The sequence below is a fragment of the Pseudomonas sp. P4_C3 genome (assembly GCF_056402075.1).
Genome location: NZ_JBFUIC010000075.1, coordinates 1 through 21,912 on the forward strand (window position 1 = coordinate 1; position 21,912 = coordinate 21,912).

Genomic DNA, 21,912 nt, shown 5'->3' on the forward strand with positions numbered 1-21,912 from the left:
GCGTGGTGATGCGCCATCACGCCAGTTCGGTCGACCGCCTGCCGTTGGGCGAGTCGTTGACCATGCCCGGTGGCCACATGTTTCCGCTCGAACGTCCCCTTGATACCGCTGAAATGCTCAAAGGCCTGTTCTACCGCTGGGACGGCCGTCGACAACAGGATTGCGCATGAACCACGCCGTCGAAGAAGTCCGCCTGAGCCTGCCGCACATCGAACTGGCGGCGCACCTGTTTGGTCCTGAAGACGGTTTGCCGGTCATTGCCTTGCATGGCTGGCTGGACAACGCCAACAGCTTTGCCCGTCTGGCGCCGAAGCTCAAAGGCCTGCGCATCATCGCGCTGGACATGGCCGGTCACGGTCATTCCGGGCATCGCCCGCCGGGAGCCGGTTACGCCATGTGGGACTATGCCCACGATGTGCTGCAGGTCGCCGAACAGCTTGGACTGCGCAGATTTGCGCTGATGGGGCATTCGATGGGCGCCATCGCTTCGCTGATCATCGCCGGGTCGATGCCCGAGCGGGTCACCCACCTGGCGTTGATCGACGGCATCATTCCTCCTACAGACAAAGGTGAAAACGCTGCCGAGCGAATGGGCATGGCCCTGCAGGCGCAACTGGATCTGCGGGAAAAGCGCAAACCGGTCTACGACACCCTCGACCGAGCCATCGAGGCGCGCATGAAGGGTTTGGTCGCGGTCAGCCGCGAAGCCGCCGAGTTGCTGGCCCAGCGGGGCTTGATGCCGGTACCGGGCGGTTACACCTGGCGCACCGACAATCGCCTCACACTGCCATCGCCGCTGCGTCTTACCACCGAACAGGCAATGGCCTTCGTCCAGCGTATAGGGTGTCCCGCAAAGCTGGTGGTTGCTGCCGACGGCATGCTCGCCAAACACCCGGAATTGCTGGAGCGTCTACCCTTTAGCCGGGAACAGCTGCCAGGCGGCCACCATTTGCACCTCAATGACGAGTCCGGTGCCGATCTTGTCGCAGACTGTTTCAATCGGTTTTTCGCCATTCCTTGACTTGCGTCGGGCAACTGTCGAGGCTTGGCGGGTTGAAATGGGAGACAACCATGATAGATCTCTACACCGCTGCGACCCCGAATGGCCACAAGGTCTCTATCGTGCTCGAGGAACTCGGCCTGCCCTACACGGTGCATGCCCTGAGTTTCGACAACAAGGAACAGAAGTCTGCGGACTTCCTCAAGATCAACCCCAATGGCCGGATTCCGGCGATTGTCGATCGCGCCAACGGCGATTTCGCCGTGTTCGAATCCGGCGCCATCCTGATTTACCTCGCTGAACAGACCGGAAAACTGCTGCCGAGCGACCCGAAGGGACGTTCGCTGGTATTGCAGTGGCTGATGTTCCAGATGGGCGGCATCGGCCCGATGCAGGGCCAGGCCAACGTGTTCTTCCGCTACTTTCCGGAAAAACTCCAGGGCGCCATCGACCGCTATCAGCATGAAACCCGTCGCCTCTACGAAGTGCTCGACACGCGGCTGCAAAGCGTGGAGTTCCTCGCCGATCAGTACAGCATTGCCGACATCGCCACCTTTCCATGGGTGCGCGGCTACGAGTGGTCGGGCGTCTCGGTGGAGGGCTTGACGGCGCTGCAACGCTGGATGGCAACCCTGGAGGACCGGCCGGCGGTGCAGCGTGGTCTGCAGGTACCGGAACGCGCCGATGAAGCCAGTGTCATCAAGGGTGCCCAGGCCATGCTGATCCGATGAGTCTATCCATGCGTTCATTCAGTTTGCTGGTGCTGTGCAGTGTCAGTCCCTTGTTATTCGCCGCTGATATTCCGGGCAGTCAGGACCTGCCAATAGTGCCGCGCATGACCGACGCCCAGATTGTCGACTATCGCCCCGCAGCCGAACTGGAGCGGATCTATCCCTTGGGCTCGATCCGCAAGATCAGTGGCCAGTTACGTTTCGACGGTCAGGTCAGTGCCCGTGGCAACGTCACTTCGGTGACCTACGAGTTGCCATCGGAGCATCCATCCATCGAGGCGTTCACCGCTGCCCGCGAGGCCTTGCAACAACAGGGCGCCGGGTTGCTCTTTTGGTGCCAGGCGCGCGATTGCGGTGAAAGCAGCCTCTGGGCCAATCAAGTCTTCGGCAACGCCAAGCTGTACGGTGCCGACGATCAACAAGCCTATTTGCTGCTGCGACTTGCCGCTCCACGGGACAACACGCTCGTTGCGCTGTACAGCATCACCCGCGGTAATCGCAAAGCCTACCTGCATGTCGAACAGTTCGACGCTTCGGCGCCGCTGGGCGAGTTATTGCCGACCTCCGCGACCTTGCTGCGTGAACTCAAGAGCACCAGTGAACTCGACTTTCCCACATTGAGCGACGCGCCTGACGAGACCTGGCTACGCCTGATTTCTCGCGGACTGAATCTGGACACCACCTTGCGGGTCAGTATTTCCGGAGCGAACGCCGAAGCCTGGCGTCAGGCCCTGATTGGCCAGGGCGTGCGTGCCGCGCGGATGGAAACCGGCAGTGCCGAAGGCTCTGGCCTGCACATCGAGTTATTGCGCTAGGCTGTACCGGGCGAACGTGTACGCCGCGTTCGCCTACTCTTTTGTGGACTGATTTTTCGAGACTTTTGATGATCAATAATGATCGCCTGTTGGTGCAGATCCTGCTCGTGGTGTTGTTCGGCGCGAGTTTCTGGGTGATGGCGCCGTTCTGGTCGGCGATGTTCTGGGGGGCGGTCCTGGCATTTGCCAGTTGGCCGCTGATGCGCTTGCTGACCCGTTGGCTCAATGGCCGCGAGTCGCTGGCGGCGGCATTGTTGACGCTGGGGTGGATGGTGCTGGTAGCGGCACCGCTGGTGTGGCTGGGTTTCAACCTTGCCGATCATGTGCGAGATGCCACGGCATTCATCAAGGATGCGCAGGTCGAGGGGCTACCCGAAGCGCCGGTGTGGCTGGGTTCGATTCCCCTGGTGGGCGAGCGGCTGGTCGGGATCTGGAACAGCATCGATGAGCAAGGCGCGGCGATGATGATGTCGCTCAAGCCTTATCTGGGGCAGGTGGGTAACTGGTTGCTGGCGCGCAGCGCGCAGATCGGCGGCGGTATTCTCGAATTGACCCTGAGCATCGTCTTCGTATTCTTTTTCTATCGTGACGGGCCGCGCCTGGCGGCGTTTGTCCACACGTTGCTGGAGCGGCTGATCGGTCAACGGGCCGGCTACTACATTGAACTGGTGGCGGGCACGGTACAGCGGGTGGTGAACGGTGTGATCGGCACCGCGGCGGCCCAGGCGACCCTGGCGCTGATCGGGTTCCTGATTGCCGGTGTACCGGGTGCATTGGTGCTCGGTATCGTGACGTTCATGCTCAGCCTGATTCCGATGGGCCCGCCGTTGGTATGGATTCCAGCGACCGCGTGGCTGGCCTGGAAAGGCGAGTACGGGATGGCCATATTCCTCGGGATCTGGGGCACATTCGTCATCAGCGGTGTCGACAACGTGCTCAAACCGTACCTGATCAGCCGTGGCGGTAATCTGCCGCTGGTCATTGTGCTGCTTGGGGTGTTTGGCGGGTTGATTGCCTTTGGCTTTATCGGCCTGTTCATTGGCCCGACATTGCTGGCGGTGGCCTACAGCCTGTTGATCGACTGGAGCAAGACCCAGGCACGGGCTGAAGATCGCCGGCCCTGAGATTTGTATTCTGCTTAGGGCCTCTTAGTCGGAACAGGCAATGGTCATGCCCAGGCCAACGCCACCGGAAGTGCTGTTGCAAGGACCTGTTGCGGTTGCCGAGGGTAGCGGGCCCGGGTGTTGCGGGCGTGTCGTGTATGTATCGGACTCGACACAATGGCCTCAAGGGCTAGTCTTGCCTGAGGCGTCGCGACGATTTACCGATCATCGGGTCCCGCAGCGGCGCTGGTTCCGCTACAATGCGCGCCGATTTCGACTTGCCTGAGAGCCCACTCATGTCCGCCTGCCAGACTCCTATCATCGTCGCCCTGGATTTCCCTACCCGTGACGCCGCACTGAAGCTGGCCGATCAGTTGGACCCGAAGCTGTGCCGGGTCAAAGTCGGCAAGGAGCTGTTCACCAGCTGCGCTTCGGAAATCGTCGGTACCCTGCGTGACAAGGGTTTCGAAGTGTTCCTGGACCTCAAGTTCCACGACATCCCGAACACCACCGCGATGGCCGTCAAGGCAGCTGCGGAAATGGGCGTGTGGATGGTCAACGTGCATTGCTCCGGCGGTCTGCGCATGATGGCCGCGTGCCGTGAAGTGCTGGATCAGCGCAGCGGTCCGAAACCGCTGCTGATCGGCGTGACCGTGTTGACCAGCATGGAGCGTGAAGACCTGGCGGGTATCGGTCTGGACATTGAGCCGCAAGAGCAGGTCCTGCGCCTGGCCGCCCTGGCGGAAAAAGCCGGGATGGACGGCCTGGTGTGCTCGGCCCTGGAAGCCCAGGCCCTGAAAACGGCGCATCCGTCGCTGCAACTGGTGACCCCGGGGATTCGCCCGGCGGGCAGCGCCCAGGACGATCAGCGCCGTATTCTGACGCCACGCCAGGCGCTGGATGCCGGTTCCGACTATCTGGTGATTGGTCGTCCGATCAGCCAGGCGGCGGATCCGGCCAAGGCACTGGCTTCGGTCGTGGCTGAACTGGCGTAAAAGATCGCAGCCTTCGGCAGCTCCTACAGAGGAATCCAATCTCATGTAGGAGCTGGCGTAGCCTGCGATCTTTTGATCTTCTGCTTTAAACCTTCAACACCAACTTCCCGAAATTCTCCCCGCTGAACAATTTCATCAGCGTCTCCGGGAAAGTCTCCAGTCCTTCGACGATGTCTTCCTTGCTCTTGAGCTGCCCCTTGGCCATCCAGCCGGCCATTTCCTGTGCAGCGCTGGCGTATTGGGCGGCGTAGTCCATCACCACAAAACCTTCCATGCGCGCGCGGTTGACCAGCAGCGACAGGTAATTAGCCGGGCCCTTGACCGCCTCCTTGTTGTTGTACTGGCTGATGGCACCGCAAATCACCACCCGCGCCTTCATGTTCAGGCGGCTCAACACCGCGTCGAGAATGTCGCCACCGACGTTATCGAAATACACGTCGACGCCTTTCGGGCACTCGCGCTTGAGGCCGGCAAGGACGTCTTCGCTCTTGTAGTCGATAGCACCATCGAAACCCAGTTCATCGATCAGGAACTTGCACTTGTCCGCACCGCCGGCGATGCCCACCACACGGCAGCCTTTGATCTTGGCAATCTGCCCGGCGATGCTGCCCACGGCGCCAGCCGCACCCGACAGCACCACGGTGTCACCGGCCTTCGGAGCGCCGACGTCGAGCAGGGCGAAGTACGCCGTCATCCCGGTCATCCCCAGTGCCGACAAGTAACGTGGCAGAGGTGCCAGTTTCGGATCGACCTTGTAGAAGCCTCGCGGCTCGCCGAGGAAGAAATCCTGCACGCCCAGGGCGCCGTTGACGTAATCCCCGACCGCGAACCCCGGGTTGTTCGAGGCAATGACTTTGCCCACACCCAAGGCGCGCATGACTTCGCCGAGCCCGACCGGCGGGATGTAGGACTTGCCCTCGTTCATCCAGCCACGCATGGCCGGGTCCAGGGACAGGTATTGGTTTTCGACCAGGATCTGACCCGCCGCCGGTTCGCCGACCGGTATTTCCTGGTAGGTGAATGTCTCACGGGTCGCCGCGCCAACCGGGCGTTTGGCGAGCAGGAATTGGCGATTGGTCTGGGAGGTCATGGCAGGCACTCAAGATGAATGAAGCTTTGTTGATAGCCGGTCAGCGACGATGCCGCAAGTTCGGCTGATGCGGCGAATGCAGGTTGATCCAGTGCAGTGATAGTTGGTACGGCAGTTCCATCACTGCAAATCATGGGCGCCCAACCGGAGCCTTGATAGTGCTGCCGTGTTCAAGACCTTCATGACTAGACTGGCCCTACCGCATTCTTCTCTTCGAGGACATAACAATGAGCATGACGTTTTCCGGCCAGGTGGTTGTGGTGACAGGCGGGGCGGCCGGTATCGGCCGCACGACCGCCCAGGCATTTGCCGCCGAGGGCCTGAAGGTAGTGGTGGCCGATATGGATACGGCGGGCGGTGAGGGCACGGTGGCGCTGATTCGTACAGTCGGTGGCGAAGCGACCTTCGTACGCTGCAACGTTACCCTGGAAAGCGATGTAAAAAATTTGATGGATGAGGTGATCAATACTTACGGTCGTCTCGACTATGCCTTCAACAATGCCGGCATCGAAATAGAGAAAGGCAAGCTGGCCGAAGGTACGCTCGACGAGTTCGACGCGATCATGGGTGTCAACGTCAAAGGCGTCTGGTTGTGCATGAAATACCAATTGCCGCTGCTGCTGGCGCAAGGGGGCGGTGCGATCGTCAATACGGCATCGGTGGCCGGCCTTGGGGCCGCGCCGAAAATGAGCATCTACGCCGCCTCCAAGCATGCGGTGATCGGCCTGACCAAGTCGGCGGCCATCGAGTACGCCAAGAAAAAGATCCGGGTCAACGCGGTGTGCCCGGCGGTGATCGACACGGATATGTTCCGTCGCGCTTATGAAACCGACCCGAAAAAAGGCGAGTTCGCCAACGCCATGCATCCGGTCGGTCGCATCGGCAAAGTCGAAGAGATCGCCAGCGCGGTGCTGTACCTGTGCAGCGATGGCGCGGCGTTCACTACGGGTCACTCATTGGCCGTGGACGGTGGCGTTACCGCGTTTTAAGCGACGCGCCGATACCGAGTACACCCGGAACCTGTGGGAGCGAGCAAGCTCCCACAGGTTTTTTGGTTTCACAAAGGCACCGGGCAATGTGTTTCAAATGATTAGAGCAATGGGTTTTGGCGGCGTTGTCGCACATGTATTCGAACACTCCTGTGATTAACTGTTGCTCGCAAAATCAACAGGAGTTTGCTTGCTCATGGAATTGAGAATCGACCGACAGGCGCTGGTGCCCGTCGTACAGCAAATTGTTGACGCGCTGACCTGTTGGCTTCGTTCCAGCGGGGTATCGCCCGGTACGCGCCTGCCTTCGGTGCGACAGATTGCGTGGATCAATTTGCTCAGTCAGTCAAGCGTTGCCCAGGCCTGCGAACGGCTGGTGACGCAGGGGATGCTGGTGTCAGGTCATGGGGCCGGCTATAGGGTTGCCGACCCGGCATTGACTACGGGTACAAGGCACGAGCCTGTGTGGTTCGAGGGGGCTGAGCCCGAGAACGGGCCTTATTCGAGTGAGTTGAGGCTGGGCTGTGGCGGGCTGCCTGAAAGCTGGCGCGAGACGGACGATCTGATTTATGCGATTCGGCAAGTCAGTCGTACCGATACGGCCAGCCTGTTCAACTACAGCACGCCGCTGGGATTGCCAGCCTTGCGACAACAGATATTCAAGCGCCTCAGGCAGCTGGATATCCCGGTGCAGGACAACCGGATCATGACCACGGCGGGGGCCAGTCAGGGGCTCGACCTGATTGTGCGGACACTGTTCAAGGCCGGTGACTGCGTGGCCGTGGAGAGTCCCGGTTATCCGGTGCTGTTCGATCTGCTCAGGCTGCACGGCATCCACATGGTCGAGGTGCCGCGAACACCGCGGGGGCCGGACGTGGACATGCTCGAATCGGTGCTGGTCAAACACCGGCCTCAGGGGCTGGTCATCAATAGCTTCTATCACAACCCGACGGGCAGCAGCCTTGCACCGGCGGTAGCGCGCCGCGTGCTGYAGCTGGCCAGGACCTTTGGCGTGCAGGTGATCGAAGACGACGTTTATGCGGATTTGCGCAGCGGTTGCGCTACGCGACTGGCTGCGCTGGACGACAACGTGATCTACGTCGGCAGCTATTCCAAGACCCTCAGCAGTTCCTTGCGGGTCGGTTTCGTGGTGGCCGGCTCTGAAGTCATTACGCGTCTGGCCGAAGTCAAGATGATCAGTGGCATGGGCGCCTCACGATTTTGCGAGTCGGTGCTGGCGTGCCTGTTGGCTAACGGTGCCTACGGCAAACTGGTGCAGCGTCAGCGCCAACGCTTGAACAGCGACCGGCTGGCGGTGTTGCAATTGCTCGAAGATACCGAATGGGAGATTTTCGGCAAACCGGCGGGAGGCCTGTTCATCTGGGCGCGATCAGGAATGTCCGATTACGATCAGGTGCGGACCCAGGCACGGCGCCTGGGTGTACTGCTGTCATCGAAGACCGCCTTCAACCCCTCGGGTGAGRCCAGTGACTGGCAGCGTATCAACGTGGCCTATGCCTGCGACCCGCGTGCCCGTGCGTTCTTTCAGGCCACTGCCCGGGATCGACCTCCAGCGTTCTGAAAACGACGCTGGTGTAGCTTTTTGCCATTATTCAGGCGCCAGAGCCTTGTGTTGCTACTGGCCCGTTGCGAATCTGCGTCTACAGACTTTGGCAGGGGACTAAGTGCAATGAATTCGGGCGTGCAAGGACGTTTTGCCAACCTCGGTATGGCAAAAAAACTGGGTATCGGGTTTGTCCTGGTGCTGTTGTTGACTGCGCTGGTGGCGGGCATTGGCGTGTGGTCCCTGCAAACCATCAGCCAGCGCTTCGACGGGCTCACGCAAATGTCATCGCTCAACAGCGGTTTGCTCAAGGTGCGGCTGCTGGAGCAGGAATACGCCTTGCACGGCAATCCGAAAACCGTCGATGCCCTGCACGAGGGCGTCGATGGCCTGATCGCCCTGGCCGGCCAGCTCAAGGCCGCGTCTGCGGCCAACATGCCGGTGATGAATGATGTCGAACAGTCTTTGGGCGCCTATCGCAAGGCCTTCGACGAGTTTGTCTCGCTCACCCAGGCCAAGGACCTGGCGCTGGAAATGGCCAGTTGGTCGGTGTCCAGCGTGGCCAATAATCTTGACGTATTGCAGTCCGGGCTCGCCGATGACGGTGCCTATACCCTGAAAGATTCCGAAGGCAAGGACGGTGCGCAATTCATCGAGCAGGCCAGCCAGGTCAGCCAGGTTTCACGCTTGATGCTGCAAGCCATGAATGAAGCGCGCGTGCGTCTGGATCAAAGCCGCAAAGGCGACGACAGCGCCGGGCAGGGCAAGATCGAACAGGCCAGCCAGGCATTGACCCAGGCCGAGCAGCTCAAGACCACGATCAAGGATGAGGGTTACCAGACCGTCCTCAATGAGGTGACGGGTCATATCGCCAGTTTCAGTGACAAGCTCGCCGAGTACACCGACCTGCTGGAACAGGAAAAAACCGTCTATCAGCAATTGCACCAACGCGCAGCCCAAGTGGTCGAGCGGGTGGATCAGGCTTATGTCGCGCAAGACCAAGCGATGCAGGCTGAACTGAAAAAGAACTCGCTGCTGATCATTGGCTCCTCCGCCCTGGCCTTGCTGGTTGGGCTGGTTGCCGCGTGGTTCATCACCCGATTGATCGTGGCACCGCTGCGTAGCGTGATTCAGGTGGCGCAGCAGATTGCCTCGGGGGATTTGAGTGCGACCATTGACGTGACCCGCCGCGACGAAATCGGTCAGTTGATGCAGGCAATGCAGCAAATGGGCGCGGGGCTCAGTCATATCGTCAGCGGCTTGCAGTCGGGTATCGAACAGTTGGCGACTTCCGCCCAGTCGCTGTCGGCGGTGACCGAGCAGACCAACCTCGAAGTCAGCACACAGAAGGAGGAAACCGAGCAGGTTGCCACCGCGATGAATCAGATGACCGCCACGGTGCATGATGTCGCGCGCAATGCAGAGGAAGCGGCCCTGGCTGCGCAAACGGCTGACGGCAAGGTTGAAAGCGGTCAGCAGGTGGTGCGCCAGAGCATGGCACGGATCGAGCAGTTGGCGGATTCGGCCACTTCCGCCAGTTCGAGCATCGAAAGCCTGAGTGCGGAAATCCACAATATCGGCACGGTGTTGAGTGTGATCAAAAGCGTGGCGGAGCAGACCAACCTGCTGGCATTGAACGCGGCGATCGAGGCGGCCCGGGCCGGCGAGCAGGGCAGGGGTTTTGCGGTGGTGGCCGATGAAGTGCGCGCGTTGGCCAAGCGAACCCAGCAATCGACCGAGGAAATCGAACGCCTGGTCAGCGCTTTGCGCTCGGCGGCGCAGTCGTCGGTGCAGCAGATCCAGAGCAGTGGCGAGTTGGTGAAGCTGGCGGTCAGCGATGCCTTGCAGACCGAGAGTGCGCTGGGAAGTATTGCGGCGGCGGTATCGTTGATCCAGCAGATGAACCAGCAGATCGCCGCGGCGGCCGAGGAACAGAGCTCGGTGGCCGAAGAGATCAACCGCAGTGTCACTAGCATTCGCGCTAGTGCAGATCAGTCATCGCTGGCGATGCAGGGCAATGCAGCGTCCAGTATTCAATTGGCGCAACTGGGGGTTGAACTGAAGGGGATGGTGGGGCATTTCAGGCTTTGAAAGCTTCCTGTAGGAGCGAGCTTGCTCCTACAGTGGCTTTCGCTGATCAGTCGTAGATCGCTTTCTTTTTCCAGTCCGCGTCGGCCTCGACGTCTTTTAAGCCTTCGGTCAACTGGTTGACCTCGCCTTCGACCGGCGCGATGCGATCCATGACCTGGTCGTTGGCGCGGGCCAGGAGTTTTTCCAGGTATGCCAGTTGCTCGGCGTAGACCTGTGGGTCCTGTTGTTTGCGCAGGTATTGCACGCCGCGCTCGAATGCCAGGCGAGCTTGCCCTGGCTGGTTCTGTTGCAGGGAGTGCTGGCCGAGGTTGTTGAAGAACTCGATGTGCAGCAACACGAGGATGTGGCGCACTTCACGAATCCAGCGCTTGGCTTCGTTGGGGGGCAAGAAGCCGTCTTGTGCCGCGCGGGTAATCTGGCCGTGCAGGGCTTCGAGCAGGAAGCGTACATCCTTGGCCTTGGCTTCGGTCTGGATCGGTGCTGGCGGATTGTTGACCGGGATGGATTCACCCTGGCCGACAAGGGCCTCCAGTTCGGCGATCCGTGCCTTGAGGTTGGCGCTGGATTTTTCCAGGTTGAGCAGGCGCTGGCAGACGTTCAGTTCCAGGCGGGCCAACAGCAGCTTGAGTGCCGGGGTCATCAGCTGGCCGGGGAACGTCTCGGTGATCTCGCCGCAGCGACGCAGGCGATCGTTGAGCTCGATCTTGGTACGGGCCTTTTCCAGCTTGTTGTTTTCCACCACATGGTTCATGTAGCCAATGGCGATCAACAGGGCGATCCCGGCTACGATTAGCAGGGTGATCATGAGTGGCGTCACCGGTAAGACCTCTTTATAGGTTACGCATGCGAGTCGGGTGGCTTGGCATTTGAGCGCCCTGGCCCGCACGACGGGTTGGATCGGACATGCTTGTGCTTATATCGGCCGCAGCCCCGTTTTTATGAATGATGGCACTCGATTCGCAGAGTGCCATCATTGGGTGGACTATAACGTCTTGGCGGGTGCCAGAATATAAGCGTCAAACGCCGGGCCGCGGAAAAACCGCAACGGCTCCCAAAAGCAGGGCGAAGTCATTGATTTAAATAAATTTATATCAGGGGGTTGACGACCTCTCAATCCATCCATAGAATGCGCGCCACTTGCAGCGTAAAGCACACAGCGAAACGAAGCAGGGAGTGAATGCAGTACGTGTGTCCCCTTCGTCTAGTGGCCTAGGACACCGCCCTTTCACGGCGGTAACAGGGGTTCGAGTCCCCTAGGGGACGCCAATGCGGGAATAGCTCAGTTGGTAGAGCACGACCTTGCCAAGGTCGGGGTCGCGAGTTCGAGTCTCGTTTCCCGCTCCATATTTAACGAAAACGCCGCTCATTGAGCGGCGTTTTTGTGTGCGCGTAAAAAACCAGGTCAACCGCTGAGGCTCTGTACCAGGCTTTCGAGCGCTTCAATGGTTTTTTCATCCTGCACCGGTTGCGCAGCGGCAGCCGCTTTGATTTGGCGTGCCACTCGGTATTCGCTGGGTGTGCAGTTGGCGAACTGCTTGAAGGCACGAGCGAAGTAGGAAGGATCCTTGAAGCCGGCCTCATAGCCGATGCTGGTAATCGGCATCTGGCTGTTGTCGAGCAGATCTTTGGCGAAGTTCATGCGCTTGTCCAGGATGTAATCCGTGAAGCCAAGCCCATTGGCTTCCTTGAACAGGCGGCTGAAGCGAAATGTCGTCATGCCGCAGCGCTGTGCCAATTCCCTCTGATCGATGCTGTCACGAAAGTGCTGTTCGATGTACAGCATGACATTGCTCAGCGCCTGGTGTTTTTGGTGTCCTGAGGTCAACCGGATGCTGTCCGGCAGGGTCGGGGAATGGTCGATCTGCGATGACTTGCCCCGGCCGTTGGTATTTCGACGCAGCTCGCAGAGCTGCACCACCGCCGTCAGGTAACGATTCCTCTCGGTGGTCGAGAGCGGGAGCACCATGTATTCCCAGACGCTGGAGCGCATGGCCCATACGGCCAGTTCCTCCGAGTGCTGCACGGTGAACATGGTGATCGGGATGGTGGGGGTGGTGCGTTTGATCTCCAGCAACAGCCGCAAGCCTGGCGTGTCGGGGCGATCAAAATGGACGCAGATCATGTCTGCGTGTTCCCCGATGGGCAACACGGAGTTTTTCGCCAGTTTGCAGTCGCAGGAGTCCTCGAACTGCGCGGCGAGTTCTTTCGTGGACCGATCATGAGTCAGATCGAACCACAGGAGCGATGGCCTTTTGGTCAAATTGGACGTCATGTCTCTACTCTGGGGTTCTGGGTGACTCACTTTGTTAAGGAGTATTGCCAAGGTGCCATCACTTTGCAGATTTAATCCTGATAGGAAAGACGATTTTTAGTTCTATTCGCTCTATGGGTTGCCTGGAAGGCAGCCCTGGGTGAATGTTTGTTGGTGTGTTATCGACAAACCCGGCTCGAACCGTTTGTCGCTTGTGAATCAGTGACAATTGTCTTTGCGTTTCAGTGCCTTGTTTACCCCCACCTGTTACTTCTGCAAAAGCCAATGCTGCGTATTTGGCCGCCCCGCAAAAAAGTCCTAGCGATGTGCAAAATCTTCCTAACGCCCATGCCTTGCCACTGACTAGGGTTGCATCAGGCAGCACAGAAAGTACTGCCTCAGAAAAAACAACATTCGAGTGAGGTGGGCAAAATGATCATGCAAACAATCAAGGCTTCGGTTGTGAAGTTCATCAAAGACGAAGATGGTCTGACCATCGTGGAATACGCGGTGGCCGGTGGGTTGGTCACAATAGCCGTTGTCGCGGCGTTCACGGCTCTTGGCGGGGCAGTGGACACTAGAATCAGAGCTCTTTGTGCCGCCGTTAGTGGTGCCGCTTGCGCTGCCCCCGCCGCACCATAACGACAACTCTGGCAGGAGGATGCGACATGTCCATGGAACAGCTGGTAGCTACCGTTGTGCTGATAGGACTGCTGGGCGTGGCGGTGGTGAGCGACTTGCGTCGCCACCGCATTTCCAACCTGCTGATCCTGGTAGGTCTGGCCTTGGGGTTGGCCAGCCAGACTTACTCAGGTGGGATCAGCGGCCTGGGGGATGGCGTGCTGGGCCTCCTGATCGGTTTTGCTCTGTTCCTGCCCATGTATGCCCTCGGCGGCATGGCTGCCGGCGACGTCAAGCTGATGGCCATGGTTGGCAGTTTTCTCCCCCCCCCTTACGCCTTATGGGCTGTGTTCTTCAGTCTGATATGGGGAGGGTTGTGCGGTTTCCTGATCGTTCTGGTGCGCGGTCAATTATTGCAGACCCTGGGGCGCTATCGGTTGATGTTTTGGGCGCGGGCCTATATGGCGCCAAGTTCAGACGAGGTAGCCGGCAAGCCCTTTCCTTATTCGGTAGCGATCCTGCTGGGGACGTTGAATAGCATCTACTGGCAACTCACTGCCGGTTGATTCGGAGGTTAGACATGCACGTCATCGTCGAAAGTGATGCCTACCCCAGCGATCGGAACGCGGTGCAACGCCTGGCGCCTCAGCCCTGCACAATCCGCGAAACGGGTCTGACCGACAGTTTTCTCGGCGAGTTGGTGTGCAAGCATTTGTTTGATGCCGGCGTGCTGGACATGTCGCGGCTGGTGGACCGCCTGGCGCTGACCGGCGCGGTACTTGAAGAGGTCCTGGCGTTTCTGCGCAAGGATGGTCGTGTCGAAGTGCTGGGTCAGGCGAGTCAAACGGGCGGGCAGATGTTGCGTTACGGCCTGACCGAACGTGGTCGCGGTGTCGCCCGCGATGCCCTGTCGCGCAGTGGCTATATCGGAGCGGCACCCTTCCCGGTGAGTACCTACCGCTCCCTGATCAAACTGCAGACCATTCACCATAGTCGCATCAACGCCAACGATATGCGCAATGCCCTGGCTGGCGTAGTGCTCACGGAGGAGATGCTCGATCAGTTGGGTGTGGCGATGAATTCCGGGCGCGCGATCATGATTTATGGCCCCGCAGGGACCGGCAAGACCTATGTCAGCAGTCGGCTGATCCGCCTGTTCGCCGAGGCCATCTGGGTCCCTTATGCCATCGTCATCAACGAGTCGGTGATCGAAATCTATGACCCGCAGGTGCATCAGCGGCTCGATGAAAATGCTCAACAGAACAATCTGATGCTCAACGAAGGGATCGATCGTCGACTGCTGCGCTGCAAACGCCCGATCGTCATCACGGGCGGTGAGTTGAGCATGGAGCAACTGGACGTTCGCTATGACCCCTTCACCCGTCAATACCAGGCCGCCCTGCAGCTCAAGGCCAGCAATGGCCTGTTCATCATCGACGACATGGGGCGCCAGCGCATGGCCCCCGCCGAGCTGTTCAATCGCTGGATCGTCCCGATGGAAGAGAAACGCGATTTCCTCAACCTGGGCGGCGGTCGGCATTGCGAGTTGCCGTTCGATCTGATTCTGGTGTTTTCCACCAACCTCAATCCCCTGGAGCTGGCCGATGAGGCCTTCCTTCGTCGGATTGGCTACAAGCTGCAGTTCGGTTACCTGAAGCCCGAGCAGTACGAAAAGATCTGGCGTCAGGAAAGTGAGCGTCTGGGGATTTCCTATGACCCGTTGCTGGTGCGTTATGCGCTGCAAAGGCTTTATGCAAGCGAAGGCATGCCCCTGGTGCCCTGCCATCCCCGAGATCTCCTGAACATGGCACTCGATCGCCAGCGTTATATCGGCGGTTCCGGACCACTGTCACCGAAAGAGTTGGAATGGGCCTGGCACAACTACTTCGTCCAGCTCGACTTTCTTTGATACGGAGATACTGACATGAGCTCTCGTACGCTGACCCTGATAGGCGTTTCCCTGGCCATGGGCCTTGGGGCTGCATGGATGGCCGATTCCTGGTTGAGCGCGCGGCTCAATGCCAGCCCGGATGACCACCTGCGAAGCGTGGTGGTCGCCACGGTAGAGATTCCATTCGGGCAGATGGTCGAGGCCCACCAGGTCACGACCGTACGCATGCCCATGGATACGATCCCGGACGATGCCTTCGATGCCAGCGAAAAAGCCGTGGGCAAGATCGCAACGTTCGACATTCTGCGGGGCGACATCGTGCGTGGTGCGCGTTTGAGCGAGCACCTGGGGGGTAGCACCCTGGCCTCTTTGATTGCCCCCGACAAACGCGCCATATCGGTACGCGTGGACGATGTGGTCGGCGTCGGCGGATTCCTGTTGCCGGGTAACCGGGTCGATGTACTGGCGACCAAAACCAACAATGCCGGCACTAACAGCGCCTCCTCCAGGACCATCCTCGAGAACTTGCGGGTGTTGGCGGTGGATCAGACTGCGGGTACTGACAAAACCCAACCGGTGGTGGTGCGTGCAGTGACGCTGGAAATGACGACTGCCGAGGCTGAAACCCTGGTAACCGCGCAATCGGAAGGGAAGTTGCAATTGACCTTGCGCAMCCCGCTGAACGCCGAGAAAAAAATCGCGACCGTTGCACCTGCCGCACCGGCCATGGCGGTGGCTACCGCCACAGAGCCAAAGCCCATAGTGCCACGTGGTAATGGAGAGGGTGGCAGAGCCGTCACCATTATTCGCGGGATCGAGGCCAATGTAATCAAAATTCGCTAACCGGGCGCAACAGGTACCAGGGCACCACGGTATTGGCGGAGTCGATCCGGATCGGTATCGGCAATCGAGGGCTTGATGATGAATCTTCGTATTCAGCGGCCGTTCACTTCGACGCCAAGGCGCCAGGAAGGATCGGTGAGTGTATTGATGGTGATCGCGTTGGCGGCGATGGCCATGATGGCGGCGTTGGCTTTGGACGGCGGGCATATGATGCTGAACAAAACGCGCCTGCAGAATGCGGTGGACGCCGCCGCCCTGAGTGGCGCCAAGACCCTGAGCCAGGTGGAGGGGGGCATCAACAGTGTCACCGCGGCTAACGCAACACGCACCGCCGCGCTCAATACGTTGATACAAAATGCCAATGCCACGGGCAACAACGAATTGGCCACAGCGGTCGGCGGCAACGCCGGTGCATTTGCAGTGGTGGAACTGGCAAGCAGCGTCTATGGCCCGTTCGCCTTTCCCGGGCCGGCGGATGCCAAGTACGTTCGGGTATCGGTACCGAGCTATAGCCTGACGGGATTTTTCTGGAACTTCGCCCGGGTATTCGGCTCTGGTGGCCTGGGAGCCAAAGCGGTGGCGGCGATTGCCACTGCCGGACCCAGCCCTACCAGCCCCTGCGATCTCGCACCTTTGATGGTCTGTGGCGATAAGACTAAAAACAACCCGGCCGCCGGCATGTTCTGGGGCTTTCAATTTGGTAATTTGCAGGTAATAAAGACGGGGTCCGGAAAATCGACCGACAGCATTGGTCCAGGCAATTATCAATTGCTCGATCTTGGCACGAAAATTCCCGAGGGCATGGCCGGAGGTCTCAAGGTCTGCAGCATTGTGGGGGACAATGTCCTGACTGACCCTGGCAACAAGGTCGGCCCTGCCTCTCAAGGCCTGAATACACGCTTCGGCATCTACAACGGCGGCCAGGTCAGTGCCTCGGCCTATCCACCGGATCTGGTGACCACGTCCAGTGACCCCGCAATCACTGACAACGGCACAGGCCCGAAGTACCAGGGGCAAGCTGTCACCTCGAGTAACGGCAATCTCACGGCGGGCGGTAACGCGATACTGGACTACAACGACTGGCGTGCGAGCGTTGCCGCGTGTGTGGCAGGGTCCGGCAGTGACTGTGTGGGCAACGGGGTGTTCGAGCGCCGGATGCTGAAAGTCGTGGTGGGCGACTGCGCCGGGAAACAGAATGGTTCAACCTTGATCCCCGTCCTCGGTTTTGGCTGCTATTTTGTGGTGCAGCCCATGGATAAAGGTGGCACGAACTCGCAGGTCTTTGGCCAGTTCGTGAAGGTGTGCGAAGGCGACAACGTGGCCGGCCCCTCGCCGTCAACCGATTCCGGCCCGCAGATCATTCAGCTCTACAAAACCTATCTCAACGGCAGCGGCACTCCGAGCACTGACTCGTAGGAGGTGTCATGAGACTTCACGGATTTAAACATCGGCAGCGCCAGCAAGGCCTGGCCATTGTGGAATTCACCCTGGTCCTGCCGGTGCTGCTGTTGCTGTTGCTGGCCTTCGGTGAGTTCGGTCGCATGCTCTATCAGTACAACCTGCTGCTGCAGGCCAGCCGCGATGCCGACCGTTTTGTTGCCAGCCAGGCCTGGGACTCAACGCTTGGCAAGGTCGCTCTGAGCGATACGCTGCAGACCCAGACGAAAAACGTTGCGGTGTATGGCGTACCTGCCAACACCGGGCCCGCTGTAGTGTCAGGGCTGACGACCGGCAACGTGGTCGTTGCCGCAGTGGGCACCGACCATGTGCGGGTCACCATCACTTACACGTTCTGCCCGGTGATTGGCGCTGGCAGTTGCACCGGATCGCTTCCCGGTTTTTTTGGTAATCGGATTGCACTGAGCATTCCGCTGGTCGCCACTACCGTGATGAGGGCCCTGTGATGAACAGAAAGCACATGCGCGGCACCTATACGGTGGAGTTTGCCTTCATTGGTCTGCTGATGTTCACGCTGTTGTTCGGCGTGGTGGAAATGGGCCGCCTGTACTTTACGGTCAATGCGCTGGATGAAGCCGTGCGCCGCGGTACGCGCCTGGCGGCGGTGTGCAATATCAGCGATCCGGTGGTGTTGCGGCGAGCGATCTTCAATGCGGCGACCGACGCCGGTACGAGCCAGCTGATAGGCAATCTGGCCACCACCCACCTGACGTTGACCTATCTGGACGTGAATGGTGCGCTGGTTGCCAACCCCTCAGACCTGGTCAGCGTCAATGGTTTTCGTGCCATTCGCTATGTCCGGTTGAGTCTGCAGAACTTCGTTTTCAATCTGTTCATTCCCGGGTTCGGCGTGCCCATTACCTTGCCTACATTCAGGGCAACGTTGCCACGCGAAAGCCTCGGGCGTCATTCCGATTCCGGGGAGATCACGCCATGCTGAATACCAGGGACACTCCACTCTCCAGTTCGACCGGCAAAGCCGGGCTCAGGTTACTGATCAGCAGCCGTGATGCCGCGTCGTTGCGCGACCTGCAGAGCGTCTGCCAACGCATGCCCAGCCTGGAGGTGAGTACTCGGCTGGTGAGCAATGGGCATGTCGACCCGCTCTACGGCCTGGACCGGATGCCCGATCTGTTGCTTTTACGCGTCAGCCACCTGTGGCGTGAAGAGCTGGCGGCACTGTTACAGCGCCCGGCCCATGAACGTCCGCCGATGTTGGTGTGCGGGCTGCTGAGCGAACAGGAAGGCATGCGCCTGGCGATGCAGGCCGGCGCCCGTGACGTGCTGCCGGAGCCCGTCGCCGAGACAGAGCTGGTCGTCGCCTTGAATCGGCTGGTCATGGAGGTTCGCAGCGGCGGTGGGACAGAAGGGAAATTGCTCGCCGTGATCAGCGCCAAGGGCGGATCCGGTGGCACCATGCTGGCCTGCAACCTGGCTCAGCAGCTCAGCATGAAGGCTGGCAGTACCCTGTTGCTGGACATGGACCTGCAATTTGGCAGCGTGACGCATTACCTGGATGTGGCGCAGACGCACAGCCATCTGGAGGTATTGCATCAGATCGACGGCATGGACAGCGTTGCGCTACGGGGTTTTTGCAGCCACTTCAGCCCGACCTTGCATGTGCTGGGTGGCCGGGCCGGTGAGCTGTGTCTGCCGCAGGATGCTCAACCCGAGCAACTTGACACCCTGATGCAGTTGGCCCGCGCCAGCTATGACTGGGTAGTGATCGATCTGCCGCGGCAAATCGACCACCTCACCGGCTCCGTGCTGGAACAGGTGGATCGGGTATACGTGGTGGTGCAGCAGAGCGTCAGCCATCTGCGCGATGCCAGTTCCCTGGTGCGGATTCTTCGCGAAGACCTGGGCGTGCGTGGGGATCAATTGCAGATAGTGGTCAACCGCTATGACAAGGCGGCAGCGGTCAGCCTCAAGGATATCGGCGAGGCGCTGCGCTGCACCAACCTGGCGAAATTACCCAACGACTTCAACCTGGTCAGCCAGAGTCAGAACACGGGCGTGCCGTTGGGTCTGCATGCGCCGAAGGCGGCGATCACCGTTGCCCTGCGCAACGTGGCCGAGGAACTGGTTGGCAAGCAGGTGGCTGGAAACAAAAGCGTGCTCAAACGCGCCTTCAACCGTTTTTTCGGGGGGTGACCCATGATCAGTGACTTTCGTAACCGCTTGCGCAAACAATCCGCTAAATCCGCCTCGTCGCAGGCTAACCAGCCAGGTGACGACCAACTGGATCCGGCAGAAGAAGTGATGGCGTGGGAACGTGCAACGCCGGACGTTCTTTACGAAACCAAAAGTCAGGTCACCCCGGTGGAGGCCGAGTGGCGAGAAAAGATCTACCAGCAGTTGCTCAAGGTCATGGACCTGTCCTTGCTGGACTCCCTTGAACAGGCTGAGGCTACGCGACAGATTCGCGATATCTGCCAGCGTCTGCTCGATGAACATTCGGCACCGGTGAGTACGTCCAGCCGCCAGTTGATCATCAAGCAGATCACCGACGAGGTGCTCGGCCTTGGCCCCCTGGAACCGTTGCTGGCTGACCACAGCGTGTCCGACATTCTGGTCAACGGTCATGCCTCGGTCTATGTCGAGCGCTTTGGCAAACTGCAACGCACCGATGTGCGCTTTCGCGATGATCAGCATTTGCTGAACATCATCGATCGCATCGTCTCCAGCCTGGGTCGGCGTATCGATGAGTCCTCGCCGTTGGTAGATGCCCGGCTCAAGGACGGTTCGCGGGTCAACGCGATTATCCCGCCGCTGGCCATCGACGGCCCGAGCATGTCGATCCGGCGCTTTGCGGTGGACCTGCTCAATACCGACAGCCTGATCCAGGTGGGGACATTGACCCCGRCCATTGCCCTGCTGCTCAAGGCGATTGTCCGTGGGCGCTTGAACGTGCTGATTTCCGGCGGTACCGGCAGCGGCAAGACCACCATGCTCAATGTGCTGTCCAGTTTCATTCCGCACAACGAGCGGATCGTCACCATCGAAGACTCGGCCGAACTGCAACTGCAGCAGCCCCACGTGGTGCGCCTGGAAACCCGGCCTTCGAACATCGAGGGACGTGGCGAGGTGAGCCAGCGTGAGTTGGTGCGCAACAGCCTGCGGATGCGGCCGGACCGTATCGTGATCGGTGAAGTGCGCGGCGTCGAGGCGCTGGACATGCTGACCGCGATGAACACCGGACACGACGGCTCGCTGACCACGATTCACGCCAACACCGCGCGCGATGCGTTGGGGCGGGTCGAGAACATGGTGTCGATGACCGGGGCGACCTTCCCGATCAAGGCCATGCGTCAGCAGATCGCATCGGCCATCGATGTGGTGATCCAGCTGGAACGCCAGGAGGACGGCAAGCGCCGCCTGGTCAGCGTGCAGGAGATCAACGGCATGGAAGGCGAGATCATCACCATGACTGAAATCTTCTCCTTCGCGCGCCATGGCATGGGCGAAAACGGTGAGGTACTCGGGGAGTATCGACCCAGCGGCATGATCCCCGCATTTCGTGATGTGCTGGCCAAGCGTGGCATCGAGTTGCCGCTCACGATGTTCAGGCCTGAATGGATGGAGGCGCGGCAGCCATGAACCAGGTTCCAGGCGAATTCATTCTGATGTTCCTCGGCATGGTGTTTATCGCCGTCTTCCTCCTGTCCCAGGGCGTGGCGGTACCGGTATTCGGCGAGGCCGGCAAGATGCGCAAGCGCATCCGCGGCCGCCTGCACGTAATGGAGAAAGCCAATAATTTGCCCAACATGCAAACGGTATTGAGGCAAAAGTACCTGACGCGTTTGTCGCCACTGGAGGCCAGGCTTGAGCAGCTGCCCTTTATGGAATCACTGACGCAAATGATTGAKCAGTCCGGGCACGAGTACCGGGCCTATCGGGTATTGCTGCTCGGGCTGGTGCTGGGTGTCTGGGTGGGTATCCTGATCTGGATGGTCTCGCCAGTCTGGTGGATGGCGCTGGTGGCGGGTTTCGCGATCTTCTGGTTCCCCATACTGAAAATCTCTCGCGACCGTGGCAAGCGTTTCGCTGCGTTCGAGGAAGGCCTGCCGGACGCRCTGGATGCCATGTGCCGCGCTCTGCGCGCCGGGCACCCATTCAACGAAACCCTGCGCCTGGTGGCCGAGGAGCACAAAGGGCCGGTGGCTCATGAGTTTGGCCTGACCTTCTCCGATATCAACTATGGCAATGATGTACGTCGGGCTATGCTCGGCCTGCTGGAGAGGATGCCGAGCATGACTGTGATGATGCTGGTGACCTCGATCCTCATCCATCGCGAGACCGGCGGCAATTTGACCGAGGTGCTGGAGCGCCTGAGCCGCCTGATCCGCGGGCGCTTTCGCTTCCAACGCAAGGTCAAGACCTTGTCGGCCGAAGGGAGGATGTCGGCCTGGATACTGGTGGCCATTCCCTTCGTGCTGGCAGGGGCGATCGTGTTCACCACCCCTAAAT

21 protein-coding genes, 2 tRNA genes and 2 pseudogenes are annotated in these 21,912 nt (G+C 59.8%); 22 read left to right on the top strand and 3 right to left on the bottom strand.

The window, feature by feature from the left end:
* The 6 genes and pseudogenes from AC1DVH_RS14530 to pyrF form a co-directional block, all read left to right on the top strand.
* Positions 1 to 170 (top strand): annotated as a pseudogene (locus AC1DVH_RS14530) (alpha/beta fold hydrolase); the annotation flags it as partial.
* Positions 167 to 1,021: an alpha/beta hydrolase gene (locus tag AC1DVH_RS14535; protein WP_477754391.1), complete on the top strand. Its 855-nt coding sequence runs from the start codon at positions 167 to 169 to the stop codon at positions 1,019 to 1,021. The pseudogene AC1DVH_RS14530 and the gene AC1DVH_RS14535, both read left to right, overlap by 4 nt.
* Before the next feature lie 50 nt (positions 1,022 to 1,071).
* Positions 1,072 to 1,731: a glutathione S-transferase family protein gene (locus AC1DVH_RS14540; RefSeq protein ID WP_477754392.1), complete on the top strand. Its 660-nt coding sequence runs from the start codon at positions 1,072 to 1,074 to the stop codon at positions 1,729 to 1,731.
* 8 nt (positions 1,732 to 1,739) lie between these two features.
* Positions 1,740 to 2,546 (top strand): DUF4892 domain-containing protein, encoded by an 807-nt coding sequence (locus AC1DVH_RS14545; RefSeq protein WP_477754393.1) that lies wholly within the window; start codon positions 1,740 to 1,742, stop codon positions 2,544 to 2,546.
* 68 nt (positions 2,547 to 2,614) lie between these two features.
* On the top strand, positions 2,615 to 3,670 hold the full coding sequence (locus AC1DVH_RS14550; RefSeq protein ID WP_477754394.1) for an AI-2E family transporter: 1,056 nt from the start codon (positions 2,615 to 2,617) through the stop codon (positions 3,668 to 3,670).
* Between the two features lie 275 nt (positions 3,671 to 3,945).
* Positions 3,946 to 4,644 (top strand): orotidine-5'-phosphate decarboxylase, encoded by a 699-nt coding sequence (gene pyrF / locus AC1DVH_RS14555; protein WP_477754395.1) that lies wholly within the window; start codon positions 3,946 to 3,948, stop codon positions 4,642 to 4,644.
* An 85-nt stretch (positions 4,645 to 4,729) separates the two neighbouring features.
* On the opposite strand, the gene AC1DVH_RS14560 is transcribed toward pyrF, so the two are convergent.
* Positions 4,730 to 5,734, bottom strand: coding sequence for an NADP-dependent oxidoreductase (locus tag AC1DVH_RS14560; protein WP_477754396.1), 1,005 nt, complete (start codon positions 5,732 to 5,734; stop codon positions 4,730 to 4,732).
* A gap of 227 nt (positions 5,735 to 5,961) precedes the next feature.
* On the opposite strand from AC1DVH_RS14560, the gene AC1DVH_RS14565 reads away from it, so the two are divergent.
* The 4 genes and pseudogenes from AC1DVH_RS14565 (at position 5,962) to AC1DVH_RS14580 (ending at position 10,378) form a co-directional block, all read left to right on the top strand.
* The gene (locus AC1DVH_RS14565; RefSeq protein WP_477754397.1) at positions 5,962 to 6,723 is read left to right on the top strand and encodes an SDR family oxidoreductase; all 762 of its coding nucleotides are present in this window, start codon (positions 5,962 to 5,964) and stop codon (positions 6,721 to 6,723) included.
* Positions 6,724 to 6,919: 196 nt separating this feature from the next.
* Complete coding sequence (locus tag AC1DVH_RS14570) at positions 6,920 to 8,305, top strand: aminotransferase-like domain-containing protein (protein ID WP_477754398.1); 1,386 nt, start codon at positions 6,920 to 6,922, stop codon at positions 8,303 to 8,305.
* Positions 8,306 to 8,452: 147 nt separating this feature from the next.
* Positions 8,453 to 9,517, top strand: a pseudogene (locus AC1DVH_RS14575) (HAMP domain-containing protein); the annotation flags it as partial.
* Positions 9,515 to 10,378 carry a methyl-accepting chemotaxis protein gene (locus AC1DVH_RS14580; RefSeq protein WP_477754411.1) on the top strand — a complete coding sequence of 288 codons (864 nt, stop codon included), beginning with the start codon at positions 9,515 to 9,517 and terminating at the stop codon, positions 10,376 to 10,378. The pseudogene AC1DVH_RS14575 and the gene AC1DVH_RS14580, both read left to right, overlap by 3 nt.
* A 46-nt stretch (positions 10,379 to 10,424) precedes the next feature.
* Here the strand turns inward: AC1DVH_RS14580 and AC1DVH_RS14585 are convergent, their stop codons facing one another.
* Complete coding sequence (locus tag AC1DVH_RS14585; protein ID WP_477754399.1) at positions 10,425 to 11,183, bottom strand: hypothetical protein; 759 nt, start codon at positions 11,181 to 11,183, stop codon at positions 10,425 to 10,427.
* A 385-nt stretch (positions 11,184 to 11,568) separates the two neighbouring features.
* Between AC1DVH_RS14585 and AC1DVH_RS14590 the strand changes: the two genes are divergently transcribed.
* Both AC1DVH_RS14590 and AC1DVH_RS14595 read left to right on the top strand, forming a co-directional pair.
* Positions 11,569 to 11,644, top strand: a tRNA-Glu gene (locus tag AC1DVH_RS14590).
* A 2-nt stretch (positions 11,645 to 11,646) separates the two neighbouring features.
* A tRNA-Gly gene (locus AC1DVH_RS14595) sits at positions 11,647 to 11,722 on the top strand.
* A 58-nt stretch (positions 11,723 to 11,780) separates the two neighbouring features.
* Here AC1DVH_RS14595 and AC1DVH_RS14600 read toward each other — a convergent pair.
* The gene (locus tag AC1DVH_RS14600; protein ID WP_477754400.1) at positions 11,781 to 12,650 is read right to left on the bottom strand and encodes an AraC family transcriptional regulator; all 870 of its coding nucleotides are present in this window, start codon (positions 12,648 to 12,650) and stop codon (positions 11,781 to 11,783) included.
* Positions 12,651 to 13,061: 411 nt separating this feature from the next.
* Here AC1DVH_RS14600 and AC1DVH_RS14605 point away from each other — a divergent pair, with 411 nt between their 5' ends.
* The 10 genes from AC1DVH_RS14605 to AC1DVH_RS14650 form a co-directional block, all read left to right on the top strand.
* Complete coding sequence (locus AC1DVH_RS14605) at positions 13,062 to 13,271, top strand: Flp family type IVb pilin (RefSeq protein WP_477754401.1); 210 nt, start codon at positions 13,062 to 13,064, stop codon at positions 13,269 to 13,271.
* A gap of 26 nt (positions 13,272 to 13,297) precedes the next feature.
* Positions 13,298 to 13,816 carry an A24 family peptidase gene (locus AC1DVH_RS14610; RefSeq protein WP_477754402.1) on the top strand — a complete coding sequence of 173 codons (519 nt, stop codon included), beginning with the start codon at positions 13,298 to 13,300 and terminating at the stop codon, positions 13,814 to 13,816.
* 14 nt (positions 13,817 to 13,830) lie between these two features.
* Positions 13,831 to 15,159 carry a P-loop NTPase family protein gene (locus tag AC1DVH_RS14615; RefSeq protein WP_477754403.1) on the top strand — a complete coding sequence of 443 codons (1,329 nt, stop codon included), beginning with the start codon at positions 13,831 to 13,833 and terminating at the stop codon, positions 15,157 to 15,159.
* Between the two features lie 15 nt (positions 15,160 to 15,174).
* Complete coding sequence (gene cpaB, locus AC1DVH_RS14620; protein ID WP_477754404.1) at positions 15,175 to 15,984, top strand: Flp pilus assembly protein CpaB; 810 nt, start codon at positions 15,175 to 15,177, stop codon at positions 15,982 to 15,984.
* 75 nt (positions 15,985 to 16,059) lie between these two features.
* Positions 16,060 to 17,400: a TadE/TadG family type IV pilus assembly protein gene (locus tag AC1DVH_RS14625; protein WP_477754405.1), complete on the top strand. Its 1,341-nt coding sequence runs from the start codon at positions 16,060 to 16,062 to the stop codon at positions 17,398 to 17,400.
* Positions 17,401 to 17,408: 8 nt separating this feature from the next.
* Entirely contained in the window at positions 17,409 to 17,888 is a 480-nt protein-coding gene (locus AC1DVH_RS14630) for a TadE/TadG family type IV pilus assembly protein (protein ID WP_477754406.1), read from the top strand.
* A complete protein-coding gene (locus AC1DVH_RS14635) occupies positions 17,888 to 18,382 on the top strand; it encodes a TadE/TadG family type IV pilus assembly protein (RefSeq protein WP_477754407.1) in 495 nt (164 codons plus the stop codon). The genes AC1DVH_RS14630 and AC1DVH_RS14635 overlap by 1 nt, the downstream gene beginning before the upstream one ends.
* Complete coding sequence (locus AC1DVH_RS14640; RefSeq protein WP_477754408.1) at positions 18,376 to 19,596, top strand: AAA family ATPase; 1,221 nt, start codon at positions 18,376 to 18,378, stop codon at positions 19,594 to 19,596. The genes AC1DVH_RS14635 and AC1DVH_RS14640 overlap by 7 nt, the downstream gene beginning before the upstream one ends.
* Positions 19,597 to 19,599: 3 nt before the next feature.
* Entirely contained in the window at positions 19,600 to 21,042 is a 1,443-nt protein-coding gene (locus tag AC1DVH_RS14645) for a CpaF family protein (protein WP_477754409.1), read from the top strand.
* A partial coding sequence (locus AC1DVH_RS14650; protein WP_477754410.1) for a type II secretion system F family protein occupies positions 21,039 to 21,912 on the top strand: 874 nt, incomplete at its 3' end. The genes AC1DVH_RS14645 and AC1DVH_RS14650, both read left to right, overlap by 4 nt.

Excerpts from the sequence above, each read along its gene's own strand:
- AC1DVH_RS14635 (WP_477754407.1), top strand. The coding sequence starts at position 17,888 with ATGAACAGAAAGCACATGCGCGGCACCTATACGGTGGAGTTTGCCTTC.
- AC1DVH_RS14600 (WP_477754400.1), bottom strand. The coding sequence starts at position 12,650 with ATGACGTCCAATTTGACCAAAAGGCCATCGCTCCTGTGGTTCGATCTG.
- AC1DVH_RS14545 (WP_477754393.1), top strand. The coding sequence starts at position 1,740 with ATGCGTTCATTCAGTTTGCTGGTGCTGTGCAGTGTCAGTCCCTTGTTA.
- AC1DVH_RS14550 (WP_477754394.1), top strand. The coding sequence starts at position 2,615 with ATGATCAATAATGATCGCCTGTTGGTGCAGATCCTGCTCGTGGTGTTG.
- AC1DVH_RS14610 (WP_477754402.1), top strand. The coding sequence starts at position 13,298 with ATGTCCATGGAACAGCTGGTAGCTACCGTTGTGCTGATAGGACTGCTG.
- pyrF (WP_477754395.1), top strand. The coding sequence starts at position 3,946 with ATGTCCGCCTGCCAGACTCCTATCATCGTCGCCCTGGATTTCCCTACC.
- AC1DVH_RS14565 (WP_477754397.1), top strand. The coding sequence starts at position 5,962 with ATGAGCATGACGTTTTCCGGCCAGGTGGTTGTGGTGACAGGCGGGGCG.
- AC1DVH_RS14615 (WP_477754403.1), top strand. The coding sequence starts at position 13,831 with ATGCACGTCATCGTCGAAAGTGATGCCTACCCCAGCGATCGGAACGCG.
- AC1DVH_RS14580 (WP_477754411.1), top strand. The coding sequence starts at position 9,515 with ATGGGCGCGGGGCTCAGTCATATCGTCAGCGGCTTGCAGTCGGGTATC.
- AC1DVH_RS14605 (WP_477754401.1), top strand. The coding sequence starts at position 13,062 with ATGATCATGCAAACAATCAAGGCTTCGGTTGTGAAGTTCATCAAAGAC.
- AC1DVH_RS14540 (WP_477754392.1), top strand. The coding sequence starts at position 1,072 with ATGATAGATCTCTACACCGCTGCGACCCCGAATGGCCACAAGGTCTCT.
- AC1DVH_RS14585 (WP_477754399.1), bottom strand. The coding sequence starts at position 11,183 with ATGATCACCCTGCTAATCGTAGCCGGGATCGCCCTGTTGATCGCCATT.
- AC1DVH_RS14560 (WP_477754396.1), bottom strand. The coding sequence starts at position 5,734 with ATGACCTCCCAGACCAATCGCCAATTCCTGCTCGCCAAACGCCCGGTT.
- AC1DVH_RS14535 (WP_477754391.1), top strand. The coding sequence starts at position 167 with ATGAACCACGCCGTCGAAGAAGTCCGCCTGAGCCTGCCGCACATCGAA.
- AC1DVH_RS14640 (WP_477754408.1), top strand. The coding sequence starts at position 18,376 with ATGCTGAATACCAGGGACACTCCACTCTCCAGTTCGACCGGCAAAGCC.
- AC1DVH_RS14625 (WP_477754405.1), top strand. The coding sequence starts at position 16,060 with ATGATGAATCTTCGTATTCAGCGGCCGTTCACTTCGACGCCAAGGCGC.
- AC1DVH_RS14630 (WP_477754406.1), top strand. The coding sequence starts at position 17,409 with ATGAGACTTCACGGATTTAAACATCGGCAGCGCCAGCAAGGCCTGGCC.